General features: G+C 65.6%; 11 protein-coding genes. 2 read left to right on the top strand and 9 right to left on the bottom strand.

The features are described 5' to 3' along the window. The 9 genes from G3N99_RS42040 to G3N99_RS23790 form a co-directional block, all read right to left on the bottom strand. Positions 1–136, bottom strand: a 136-nt coding sequence (locus G3N99_RS42040; protein ID WP_346778498.1) for an SDR family NAD(P)-dependent oxidoreductase, incomplete at its 3' end; no start/stop codon positions are given. A 360-nt stretch (positions 137–496) separates the two neighbouring features. Next, the gene (locus G3N99_RS23825; protein ID WP_241011817.1) at positions 497–2,998 is read right to left on the bottom strand and encodes a TonB-dependent receptor; all 2,502 of its coding nucleotides are present in this window, start codon (positions 2,996–2,998) and stop codon (positions 497–499) included. A gap of 345 nt (positions 2,999–3,343) precedes the next feature. Beyond that, entirely contained in the window at positions 3,344–4,366 is a 1,023-nt protein-coding gene (locus G3N99_RS23820) for a FecR domain-containing protein (RefSeq protein ID WP_206123620.1), read from the bottom strand. Between the two features lie 3 nt (positions 4,367–4,369). Next, complete coding sequence (locus tag G3N99_RS23815) at positions 4,370–4,897, bottom strand: sigma-70 family RNA polymerase sigma factor (protein ID WP_206123619.1); 528 nt, start codon at positions 4,895–4,897, stop codon at positions 4,370–4,372. Between the two features lie 183 nt (positions 4,898–5,080). After that, positions 5,081–5,533, bottom strand: coding sequence for a Fur family transcriptional regulator (locus G3N99_RS23810; RefSeq protein WP_206123618.1), 453 nt, complete (start codon positions 5,531–5,533; stop codon positions 5,081–5,083). A 413-nt stretch (positions 5,534–5,946) separates the two neighbouring features. Beyond that, on the bottom strand, positions 5,947–6,426 hold the full coding sequence (gene bfr / locus G3N99_RS23805) for a bacterioferritin (protein WP_174985862.1): 480 nt from the start codon (positions 6,424–6,426) through the stop codon (positions 5,947–5,949). Positions 6,427–6,716: 290 nt separating this feature from the next. Next, a complete protein-coding gene (locus tag G3N99_RS23800) occupies positions 6,717–9,248 on the bottom strand; it encodes a TonB-dependent siderophore receptor (RefSeq protein WP_206123617.1) in 2,532 nt (843 codons plus the stop codon). 109 nt (positions 9,249–9,357) lie between these two features. After that, on the bottom strand, positions 9,358–10,194 hold the full coding sequence (locus G3N99_RS23795) for a FecR domain-containing protein (protein ID WP_206123616.1): 837 nt from the start codon (positions 10,192–10,194) through the stop codon (positions 9,358–9,360). Then, a complete protein-coding gene (locus G3N99_RS23790; protein WP_346778497.1) occupies positions 10,184–10,741 on the bottom strand; it encodes an RNA polymerase sigma factor in 558 nt (185 codons plus the stop codon). The genes G3N99_RS23795 and G3N99_RS23790 overlap by 11 nt, the downstream gene beginning before the upstream one ends. Before the next feature lie 548 nt (positions 10,742–11,289). Here G3N99_RS23790 and G3N99_RS23785 point away from each other — a divergent pair. After that, positions 11,290–11,580 carry a DUF3331 domain-containing protein gene (locus G3N99_RS23785; RefSeq protein WP_011354227.1) on the top strand — a complete coding sequence of 97 codons (291 nt, stop codon included), beginning with the start codon at positions 11,290–11,292 and terminating at the stop codon, positions 11,578–11,580. 166 nt (positions 11,581–11,746) lie between these two features. Next, positions 11,747–12,494 (top strand): oxidoreductase (locus tag G3N99_RS23780; protein ID WP_206123615.1); only part of this gene is annotated, 748 nt, incomplete at its 3' end.

Genomic DNA, 12,494 nt, shown 5'->3' with positions numbered 1-12,494 from the left:
GCACGAGCGCGGCTTCGTTGATGTCGGTCGCCAGCACGTCGGCGCCCTCGCTCGCGAACCGCAGCGCGGTCGCGCGGCCGATGCCCTGCCCGGCCGCCGTCACCAGCGCGCGTTTGCCCTGCAATCTCATGAGCACCCCTCCCGAAAAAGCCGGCCACCCATCGGCCGATTGGCACAAAGGACTAAAGGTCCAACCAATCATAGGAAGGGATCCCGCGTTTGTCACGGAATCGGGATTCGGTATTTACCCGAGTGAGGGATGCGGGCGACCTGGCACTTTTTTGCTCGGACGGACGCTTCGGGATCCCTGTCCGTCAACGAAGCGCCGGTTCCGTTATCGCGACCCGGGCGAACAAGTCACGCGACGCGCCCGCCGTTGCGGCGAGCGTTGGGCCAGAACCGTCCGGGCGGGGTTTCATGCAATGACGGTGAGATTCGGCACGGCAAACCATCGGCAAGCCGGGCCGCGTGTCTGCGCCCGGCCCGCCGAGGTACGTCACAGGTCGGTCGATACCGACAGCCAGAACGTGCGCGGCGCGCCCGTGAACAGGTACCCGGTCGGGTTCGCCTGCCAGTAGTCGCGATTGAACAGGTTCGTCACGTTCGCGCGCAGCGTCACGTCGCGGCCGGCGACTTTCGTCGTGTAGCGGCCGCCGAGATCGAAGCGCGTCCAGCTCGGCACGTGCTGCGTGTTGTCCTGGCTCACGTAGGCCTTGCCCGTGTAGATCATCCGGCTCGTCAGCGTGACGCCCGGCACGAACGGCGTATCCCATTCCGCCCCGAGCGTGGCCTGCAGCGACGGCGCGCCGATCGCGTGATTGCCGTCGTACGCGCCGCCCTGCGTGCGGCGCAGCCGCGCGTCGAGCCACGTGACGCCGCCCAGCAGCCGCACGCCGCGCGTGACTTCGCCGAAGCCCGACAGTTCGAGACCGCGATTGCGCTGCAGCCCGTTGAGGCTGTACAGCTTGCTGACCGGATCGACGATCCCGCTCGGCACGTCGATCTGGAACAGCCCGAGCGTCGCGCCGAACTTGCCGAGATCGAGCTTGGTGCCGACTTCGTACTGCTTGGACTTGAACGGCGCGAACACCTGGTTCGGGTTCGCCGCGTCGGCCGGCGGCGGCGAGCCGGGCGTCAGCGCCTCGATGTAGTTCGCGTAGAACGACAACTGGTCGAGCGGACGCACGACGAGCGCGACGGACGGCGTGGTCGCGCCCTGGTCGTAATGCGAGGTCTCCGCGCCGGACGTATCGAAGTTGCGGCTGCTCACCTGCTGGCGACGCACGCCGACGGTGAGCTGCACGAGCCCGCCGGCAACGGACAGCGTATCGGCCACGCCGATGCTGCGCAGGATCTGCGCGCTGTCCTTCGTCTCCGGCAACACGGAAACCGCGGCGCCCGGCCCGGCGAGGCGGGTCGGCATGTAGATGTTCGTCGCGTAGCTGCCGTACGCGGTCTGGCCGAACCACGTCGTCTGCTGCAGGTAGTCGCCGCTCACGACGAGCTGGTGATCGATCGGGCCCGTCTTGAAACGCGTGCGCGCACCGGCCTCGGCCGACAGCGCATGCGATGCGCCGGACTGGTATCGCGACGTGGATTTCGCATCGCCTTGCGCATTGACGATCGTCGCGCCCGGGTCTTCCAGCTTGTCGTAGCCGAAGCGGTTCATGCCCACCGCGCCGAACAGCGTCACGTTCGACGACACGTCGTATTCCGCGCGCCCCAGCGCCGTCAGGCTATGGGAATTCGAATAGGAAAACGTCTGCGCGAGATTGGTTCGCGAATCGGGCGCCGCCGGCACCGCGATGCCGGCGATCGGCGTATAGCCGCGCACCGGCGCACGCATGAAGTCTTCCTGGTAGATCACGTCGCCCGACGCGCGCAGGCGGCTGCCGCGGTAGTCGAGCCCGACCGACAGCGACGTATTGCGCCGCGACTGCTCGTCGATCGGCGTATCGCCTTCGCGATGAGCCGCGTTGATGCGCACGCCGAATTCGCCGTTCTGGCCGAAGCGCCGGCCGATGTCGGCGTGGCCGCCGAACACCGAGCTCGATGCATATTCGGCGGTCAGCCGGTTGAGCGGCGTGTCGTCGGCGCGCTTCGTCACGACGTTCACGCTGCCGCCGACGCTGCCTTGCGGCATCATCCCGTTCAGCAACGCGCCGGGGCCCTTCAGGATCTCGACTCGTTCGACCGGATCGGCCCCCACGCGATAGGCGGGCACCAGCCCGTAGAGGCCGTTGAGCGCGATCTCGCTGTTCTCGACGCGCAGCCCGCGGATCGTGATCGCGTCATAGCGGTTGGTGCTGTCGATGGCCGCGCGAACCGACGGGTCCGTGGTGGTCAGCAGGTCCGCGACGCTGGTCGCCTGCTGGTCGCGGATCAGCTTTTCGGTGTAGCTCGAAATGCTGAATGGCGTGTCCATGTAGTCGCGATTGCCGAGCATGCCGACCTTCGCGCCCTGCGCGACCTGGCCGCCTGCATATGCTTCGGGAATGGCGTCGCCGACCCGCTTGCCGAGCACGTTCACGGCCGGCAGCACGCCCGCCTCGGCGCCTGCGGCGGCGACGGCCGGGCGCAGCGAGAAACTGCCGTCGGACTGCCGCACCGGCTCGAGACCCGTGCCGTTCAGCAGCGCCTGGAACGCGCCCTGCACCGAGTACGTGCCGTGAAGGGCCGCGCTGGTCTTGCCCGCCGTCAGGTCGCCCGGCACGCTGAGCATCACGTCGGCCTGATCCGCAAGACGGTTCAGCGATGCCGACAGCGAGCCGGCCGGGATGTCGTAACGCCGGGTCGCGGCTTGCGCCGCCGCGCCGGCGGCCGATTGGGCGGACGCCGCCTGCCACGCGCCGCTCCCGGCGAGCACGAGGCCGAGCACGGCGCACCGGACGGCGTGCGCGGCGGGCCGTTGCGCGGTGCGCAGCGCGCGGGGCATCCGCGCACTGCTGCGCGCGGACAACGAAAAATCGGGATGCGACGAGAACGGCGGGCGAGGCATGGACGGCATTCCTTGAGAATGAAGTGAGCAAGGGAGGTCCATCGCGCGTCTAACAGAGCCGGATACCTTGGCTTGATAGCGGCCGCGCCCGGTCGTTCGGGCGGCGCCATGCTGGCTGCGACTGTCGCCATCGCGACGACACCGCGTTCCGGACGGAAGCGGGTGTCGGCAAGCCGGGGCGGATGCCCCGCCTCATGGCGCCGGGTCGGCATTCAGAGCACTGATTGATCTCCGAATGGTCCTCTTTCATCTGTTAATCGGATGACGCCCGGAAATGCGAACCAGAATCTGGAATTTTTTTGCGACCGCGTCGGACACCCTGCGTAACCTCGGCACGGCGACGCATCATGCGGGGGGCCGGGCTTCGATCGTGACCCACCACGGCAACGTGCGGCGCACCCGGATCGGCAGGTCGCGCTCGAGCATCGCGAGCATCTGGTCGGGGTGATCGGCAGGAAAGCGGCCGACCACGCGCAGGCCGGCAACCGCGGGATCGACGCCGATGTACCCGTGCTGATAGCGATCCAGTTCGGCCATCAACGCACCGAGCGTGACGTCGTCGGCCAGGATCACGCCGCGCGACCACGCTTCGCGTGCAGGATCGGCGCGCGCCGGCGCCAGGATCTCGTCCGCGGTGAATTGCCGTTGCTGGCCGGCCGGCACGATCTGGACATGCCCGGCCCGGTTGCGAATCTCGACACGGCCGTCGAACACGGCCAGCAGCGTGTGCGTACCGGACTGCCGCACGGTGAACCGCGTGCCCAGCGCCTGCATCCGGCCGTTCGGCGTGTCGACGAAGAACGGCCGCCCCTGCGTGTCCTTCGCCGTATCGATGAGGATCTCGCCCATCGTCAGTGTCAGAAGACGCCGGGTGTCGTCGTAGTGCACGTCGAACGCGCTGTCCGTGTTCAACCACACGCGCGTGCCGTCGGCGAGCTGCACGTCGCGCCGCTCGCCGATCCCGGTGCGGTAGTCCGATCGCCAGGCCATCATGCGATCCGCCAGTGGTGTGAAACGCCATGCGAACCAGCCGGCGAGGCCGGTGCCGGCCAGCGCCACGAGACTGCCCAGCACATGACGCCGGCTCGCCGAACGCGTCGCGGACACGTGCACGGCCGCCGCGGCGGCATTGCGCTCGCCTGCGCTCTCCGCCCGCAACGGCTCGAAGCGCCGGCTGACCGCTTCGACATGCGCCCACGCGCGCCGATGCTCCGGCCGCTCGGCCAGCCACGCCGCCCACGCGTGGCGATGCTCGCCACTTCCGCCATCGGCATGCAGAAGCGCATACCAGTTGGCCGCCTGTTCGAGACTTTCGAAATCCGCCTGGACGCCGGATTCGGCAGCGGATGGGGACGACGAGACAGCCATCGGTCAGTGCTTGATACCGGCGTCGAGCAACGCGAGCTGCAACATCGCCTGGGCGAGATACTTCTGCACCATCCGGTCGGAGACACCCAGTTCGCCCGCGATCTCGCGAGTGGGCATGCCATGAATCTGCGCCATGACGAATGCGTCCCTTGCCTTGTCCGACAGCCGGCTGATAAGCGCGCCGATTTCCATCAGCGTCTCGATGACGATCGCGCGATCTTCGGGCGAAGGTTCATAAGGCTCCGGCTGGGCGGCGAGCGCGTCGAGCCATGCCTGCTCGACCTGACGGCGGCGAAACAGGTCGATACACATGCCCTGCGCCATCGTCCGCAAATAGGCCCGCGCCTCGGCGTCGCTGTCGAAGCCCTTCGGCGCGGGCTTGAGGATCAGGCGAAGAAACGCGTCCTGGGCAAGATCCGCCGCATCGAAAGCGTTGCCCAGCCGCCGGCGCAGCCATCCCTGCAACCAGCCATGGTGGTTGCGATAGAGCGCCTGCACTTCCTGATGCACGGCAAATTGAGCGGCGGACATGGAACAACCCCTTCTGCTTTAAAGGCGCGAGACAAAAAGACAAATAAGAATCATTACGATTTATAAACCAATTCAATTGGTTTACGCAATATTTTGCAATTAGGGGTCGCATTGGATTGCCGGCCTCGACGCCCGTTCATTCGTCAGATGATTTTCGCGAAACGGGAGGTTGCCGGCCGCGGTTCACCGCATTCCGTCTTGCGGGCGGAAATCACCGCCCTTCGCCTGACATGCCGGACATGTTCCGGAAATCACCAGGGCCGCGGCGTGACAGGTGTAGCGATGCCGGGAAGCGACGTGCTCGAATTGCGCGGTCAGTTCATCGTCGTGAAGATCGCAAATGTCCCCGCATCGACGACACACGAGATGGTGGTGAGGCCTGCCGTGATTCAGTTCATAAACGACGCGAGAATCGCCGAGCGATGCACTGGTGACGAGGCCGCTTTCGACAAAGGCCGACAGGGTGCGGTACGTGCTGGCGAGACTGACCGGTTCCGGGCCGCCGGAGAGCATCCGGTAAATCTGCTCGACGGAAAAATGCGCGTCTGGATGCTCGCGGAACAATTTCAGTATGCTGAATCGACTGGCTGTCGGTCGTATCCCCGCCCGAGCCAGTTCCGTGTAGATGGCTTTCATTGTGTTGTTGTGAGAATGTCCGGCTACATCATGTCTTGCAGACGCTTAAGTGTCCCTTAAGTCGCGTATCACGCTACGGCGAGCATCGCGGCCATGCATGGATGCCTCGCATCCGTGCGGCAAGGAAGCCAGGGTTCACGTGCAAATATCAGGGATCGTCGCGACGGCGAGTGGATGGAGGCTGAAGCCGCTCGACGATGCGTCGGCATTCAGACAGAAGAACCCGGCAGGTCAACGCATTGCCGCCCGGGCAACGGCTTGCACGGCATCGACGGCCACGCAGGCGGAACGGACGGCGCGGCGAGATACGCCCCCGACCGATCGCCGTGTAGTCGCCCTGGAAAATGGTTCCGGCACGCGAGGCAATCCTGCGAGCGGATGAGGGGCGCGGCTTGCTGCCCGCCCCCTGTCGATCACGAGTCGAGCGACGTCATGCCCGACTGCAGGTAGTTCTGGATCCCGACCTTCTGCACCAGCTCCAGTTGCGTCTCGAGCCAGTCGATGTGCTCCTCGGTATCGTCGAGAATGGCTTCGAGGATTTCCCTCGACACGTAGTCCTGCACCGACTCGCAATACGCGATCCCTTCCTTGCAGGTGGCCTGGGCGATACGTTCGAGCTTCAGGTCGCATTCAAGGATCTCTTCCGTATGCTCGCCGATGAGGAGCTTGTGCAGATCCTGAAGATTCGGCAGGCCGTCGAGCATGAAGATGCGCTCGATGAGCGCATCCGCATGCTTCATCTCGCCGATCGATTCCTCGTATTCGTGCTTGCCGAGCTTGTCGAGTTGCCAGTGACGATACATGCGGGCATGCAGGAAATACTGGTTGATCGCCGTCAGCTCGTTCTTCAGTTGAGCATTCAGGTATTCGATGACTTTCTTGTCGCCTTTCATCGCGGTTCTCCCGTTCGGCCCGTGCATCCGCACGCCACACCCTGAACCAACAATAGTCGGCGGCCGGTCGAATCGCAAACGCGCGCCCGACGAGACCGACGGCCTGTCGAGAAAAACGTTCGAAGCCGGCATGCGGCCGATGAAATCATCCTGTAGTGCGAATGATTTCAATTTTCATTTTGTTCCACACGCATCGCCGCTGTGCCGATGGTCCGCCTCCATTTTTCGGGCGGCGCGCCACGCCCTGCTTGCCCAGATCGGAATGGCGCGCCGCAATGAAACGGACGCATTTACCACCGATGCGTATAGCTGGCCGTCAGCACGGCACCCGCCGCGGGCAAGCGGCTCGTGTTGTTGCTGTTGCGCATGAGCTGGCTGTAGAGCGGCAGGTAGTAGCGGTTCAGCAGGTTCTCGACACCCACTGTCACGCGATCCTTCTTCGTGATCTGGTAGCGCGAGATCAGGTCTATGGTCGTGTAGCTGCCCACGTCCATGCGACCGAAGCCGATCTTGTCGTTGAGCCGGTAATCGCGCGCTGCGTAGAACGTTGCCTGCAGCCGATTGCTCCAGCGCAGGTTCGGCCGATATTCGAGATAACCGGTCAGCTTGAGCGGCGGAATGCGATAGCCGGTCATGTTCTGGAAATTCGCGCTGTTCTGCGGCCGCTCGCGCCCCTGCATGTAGGTGATCGTGCCGCCCGCGCCCCACTTGTCGTCGTCGGACGCGTAGTCGACGGTCGCTTCGATGCCGGCGATGCGCTCGGCCGTGCGCGTGAGGATCAGCCCGTTGTTGAAACTCTGGACGTCGCCGAGTTCCGACGTCGTGTAGAAGAGAGCGAGCGTGCCGTCGGCGTGATTGCCCAGGCTGCCGCGCCAGCCGATCTCGTAGTTGTTGGTCTTCACGGGTTCGAGGCTCGACGAATGGATGTCGAAGCCGGCGGTCGCGTTACGCAATTGCAGCCCGACGTCCGGCAACTGGAACCCCTGGCTGAACGATGCGTAGATTTCCTGGCTCGGCACCGGCGCATAGGCGACGCCCGCATTGAACAGCCATGCGCCGTAGCCGGTCGATCCGCCCGGCACCGTGTACTTCTTCGCCAGCCGCAGCTGGGAAAGCGGCACGAAACTGTCGAAGCTCGCACTCGCATGTTCGTAACGCACACCGGCTTCCGCCGACCACTTGTCGCTGAACTTGTGCTGCAGTTGCGCGAAGCCGCCGACACTGGTCGCGATCAGTGTGGGCAGGTACGTCAGCGTGCCGACCTTGCGGTAGACGAGGCCGCCGCTGGCGTCGTAAGCGGCCGGCGAGAAAATATCGTCCGGCATGTCGCTGCGTTCCTGGTTGAAGTCGGCGCCCCACTGGATCTTCGTGCGGCCGGCGCGATCGAGCGGCGTCGTGATCGTCAGTCGGCTGCCGAACACCTTCGAATCCTGCATGACCTGATCGACGTTGTTGCCGCGCGTCGCCACCGCGCGCGCATCGAACGGCGCGAAACGCGTGAAGTAGTTCCGGTAGTAGAGCTGGGCCGCCACCTCGCTGCCGAGCACGTCCTTGTTGCTGTACTGCAGGTTGAGCTGCGTGTTGCGGATGCGGTTCTGGTCGTCGAGTTGTAGCCCGTCTTTCGGACGCGCGACAGTCGTGCCCGGCGGCAGCTTCGCGACCGACGGATCGCTCCCGTAGCGGGTGTCCTGCTTCGCGTCGTAGTGACTCGCCGAAAACACGATGCGCTGATTCGCATCGATCCGGAATCCGAGTTTGCCTTCGACGTTGTAGACGTTCGAGTCGAACAGATCGCCCTGGCTCGGTTCCGGCGCGATGCGATGGCCGCGCGCGTCATACGAACTGCCGATGTGCTGCGCATCGACGTTGAATTCGTACTCGACGGGGCCATGGCTGCCCGCGAAGAACTGCTGCACGGTGCCGCCGAGGCCGCCGCTGCCCAGGTGCGACAGCGGCGACGTCATCGAAACCGTCGTCTCGGCGCGCGGCGCGCCGCCCGGCTGACGCGTCGTGATCGATACGATGCCGCCCGTTGCGCCCGCCCCGTAAACGGCGCTGCTACCGCGCAGCACTTCGACTTTCTCGATGTTGTTCGGGTCGACGTTCGCCAGGTTGCGCGCCGAATCGCGATTCGTATTCAGCGGTACGCCGTCGACCAGCACGAGTATGTTCCGGCCGCGCAGGGTCTGGCCGTAGTCCGTCATCGTGTGGCTCGAATCGGCCATCCCCGGCACGGCCTTGCTCAGCACCGTCGCCAGATTGTTCGATCCGGCTTCGAGGTCGCGCAACGTGTCGCGACCGATCACGGTGATCTGCCGGGTCGGTCGAACGAGATCGCTGTGCGTCCGGTCGCCCGATACCTCGATTGCCGCGAGTTCCACCGGCTCCGCGGCACGACTTGCGGTCGCGCTCGCATCGGCGCCCGCATTCGCACTCGCAGCGGCACCCCCATCTGCGCTCGCCCCCGCACCCGAATCGGTCTTCAGCGGTGCGACAGGCGCTCCGCTCTCGACCGTGAACGTGTTCCGTCCCGTCGCACGGGCCTGCAACCCCGAACCCGACAACAGTTGCGCCAGCGCCGCTGCCGCGGTCAGCCTGCCCTTGACGGCCTGGCTCGTCCGCTGCTCGGCACTGGACGTCGAGAACAGCAGCTGCGCGCCGGATTGACGCGCAAATGCATTCAGCGCGCGATCCAGACGCTGTGCGGGAATGTCGAATGACGACACGTCACCGCCTTGCCCCCACGCGGCTGCCGACAGGCAGCTCGCAACCGCGACACACACGACACGCCCCACACCGGCTTGGTGCCCATTGCCCCTCATACCCCCGCTCCTCGTTTGAATCGTTATGAATCGATGACGCTCACGAGGGTTGCCGGACGAGCCGACGGGTTTGTTGACGTCCTGACGAAAATTTATTTCGAGCGAAGATTCAGCGGTGCGCGACGGTCACCGTGCCGTCCGCGTCCCGCTTGACGTTGAGCGGCAGCACGCCGGGCAGCATGTCCAGCAGCGTGTCGACGTTGTCGGTATTGAATTGTCCGGACAAGCGCAGGTTGGCGGCGCGCGGGTCGAGTTCGACCGGGGCGCGCCGGTAGCGGCGAATTTCCGCGATCGCCACGCTCAACGGCGTGCCGTCGAAGACGAGCCGGCCTTCGCGCCAGCTCAACGTGGCGGCCGGATCGAACGGCTGGAGTGCGCCGATTCGATCGCCTTTGACGACGACGGATTGTTCGGGATGGAGCCTCACCGCCGGGCGCTGTGCCACGGCGACTTCCACGGCCCCGGATACGACGCCGACGCGCACGTCCTGCGCATCGCGGCGCACCGTGAAGCTCGTGCCGATATCGTGGATCGTCACGTCGCCTGCGCGCGTGACGAATGGCCGGAACGACGAGTGCGCGATCTCGATCGATGCCTCGCCCTGTTCGACCAGCATGCGTCGCGAGCGCACGTGCCACTCGACGCGTGCCGACGATCCGGTATTCAGCACGAGCCGGCTACCGTCGGCGAGCGGCCACTCGCGGTGCTCGCCCACGGCCGTCGCGAGCGTGTCGACCCGGTACGCCGGATCGGCATGCCAGACCATCAGCGCAGCCGCGACGCTCAGCATCGATCCGCCGACGACACGCCGGGCGGTTCGTCGCCGCGCCGCGCCGCGCACCACCGCGTCGAGCGGATAACGCGCACGCAACGCGTCCTTGAAAGGATCGAGCGAGTCGTCTTGGGGAGGCGTCGAATCGTGACTACGGGGGGACTCAGGCAGCATCGGCATTCGCCGTCTTGGTGTGCAGGGTGTTCTGCAGGATCGGGGTGAGGTCCGTCATCGCACGGGCCATGTGTTTGGCGACCATGTTACGTGATATGCGCAACTGCGCCGCCACTTCTTCCTGCGACAGGTCGTGCAGCTTGTGGAGGATGAACACCTCGCGACAGCGCGCGGGCAGCGCGTCGATGGCCCGTTCGAGTTCCTGCACGGTCTGCCGGTAGCTCAGTGCCTGCTCGCCGTCGATATCGTCCGACCGCCAGTCGGGAACGTCGACCCCGGCCGGCTCCATGTGGCTCGCGTGCAGTTCGTCCCCTCTCCATCGGTCGATGGCCCGATGTATCGACAGATGACGCAGAAAGGCCAGCGGAGTATGAACCGGTTCGCCCGGCGGACGCTGAAGGAGCTGCACGCCGACATCCTGGACGACGTCGCACGCGAATGCGCGATCGCCGAAGCGATGCCGGACGTGATTGACGAGTTCCTCGTAGTGCTTGATGAACGCAGCGATCAGCGGAGAGTGGGAGGAGTCGCGGTGCGAGCCGGTCACATTGCTACGGGATGAGCGAGCATCACGCCCAAAATGATAATAATTCTCATTATTGTGATGGATTACAAAACTGTCAACAGACGCGCGGCTGGCCCGGCCGCTCGACCGGTTTTCGCACGCGCTCGACGCGACGCAGCGCCAAACTGACGAAAAAGTCATGTTCGCGTCAGGGTCTCAACGGGATGCGCGCGCCATCATGGCGTACCGGACTGCGCTTCCGGTCCATCGCCACCCCGCCCGCGTTCGATCCCTGCGGGCACCTCCGTCCCCCGGCGATGGGCTCCGTGACTGGGCGAGCAGACACGGCGCGCAGGCCGATTTCCCGCCCCGGACTTTGCGTCCGGGGCGTTTTTGTCTGTGCTTTCCAAGAAAATAAGCGTGGATTGTTTCTAAATCGGCAAAAGGTAATTTGAGCCAGACAGGATGTTTTTTCCGGTCACAGACGCTTACATTTAGCGCACCACTCATGGAAACCGCTACGGATTCGCCATCGGGTAGTGACATCCACTGCCAAGGCCGAAACCGCACGAGCTTTAGGAAACGGCAAAATGAAGGCCCCCAAATCCCTGCCTGCGCTCGATCCCGCCGACGTTCACGTCGAAATCCTCGAACGTTCCGATACGCTGCTCGTCGTCCGCTGGGTCGAACCCGGCCGCTGTCACTACGGTGAACAGCGCTGGCGCCGCCGCTTCGCGCAACGCACCGGCACCTGCGCGCTGTCGCGCCAGGTGATCCACCGCGGCGACGAAGTCTTCCGCCCGGCCGAACGGCCGGCCCCCGCGAACGCAGCCGCGATGATCTCCGCCGCCGAAGTGCTCGCGCTGGCCGGCGGCAGGTAAATCCTGCCGGCCGCGCGTCACGGCACGCGGCGCCACACGATGCGACGGCCCTAGAAGTGCCGGTCTAATTCCCCCGCTTGTCTGCCACGCCCGCGCGCACTATCGTTACACCACTCAATGTAATGATTACGCGTCGCGGCCGCCGGTCGCGCCGATGGAGGCAGACATGCATGCATGGAGCGCGCGCCACGTCCCGGCGCAAGGCGGCAAGGTCGCGGTCGTGACCGGCGCCAACAGCGGGCTCGGCTGGCAGCTGGCGGAAACGCTGGCCGCGAAAGGCGCGACGGTCGTGATGGGCTGCCGCGACGCGGCCCGCGCCGCACAGGCGGCCGATGCGATCCGCCGGCTCCATCCCGATGCCCGCGTCGAAGTCGACGCGCTCGACCTCGCCGATCTTGCGTCGATCGCCCGCTTCGCGGCCGACGTGGCCGAACGCCATGGCCGCGTCGACATCCTCTGCAACAACGCCGGCGTGATGTTCCTGCCGCTGCGCCATACGCACGACGGCTTCGAGATGCAGTTCGGCACCAACCACCTCGGCCATTTCGCGCTGACCGGCCATCTGCTGCCCGCGCTGCGCGCCGCGCGCCGGGCACGCGTCGTGACGATGTCGAGCGGCCTCAACCGCGGCGGCCGGATCCGCGTCGACGACCTGCGCGCCGAGCATCGCTACAACCGTTATCTCGCTTATTGCGACAGCAAGCTCGCGAATCTCGTGTTCGCAATCGAGTTGCAGCGCCGCTTCGAGCGCGCGGCGTTCGCCGGAATCAGCGTGGCCGCGCACCCCGGCTACGCGGCGACCAACCTGCAGTTCGCGGGCCCGGCGATGGACAGCTCGCCCGCCCGTGCCGCGCTGATGCGCGCCGCGAACCGTTATCTCGCGCAACCGGCCGACCAGGGCGCGCTGCCCGCGG

The sequence above is a fragment of the Burkholderia sp. Ac-20392 genome (assembly GCF_017104585.1).
GTDB classification, from domain to species: Bacteria; Pseudomonadota; Gammaproteobacteria; order Burkholderiales; family Burkholderiaceae; genus Burkholderia; species Burkholderia lata.
This window is presented reverse-complemented; position numbering and strand designations above follow the sequence as displayed.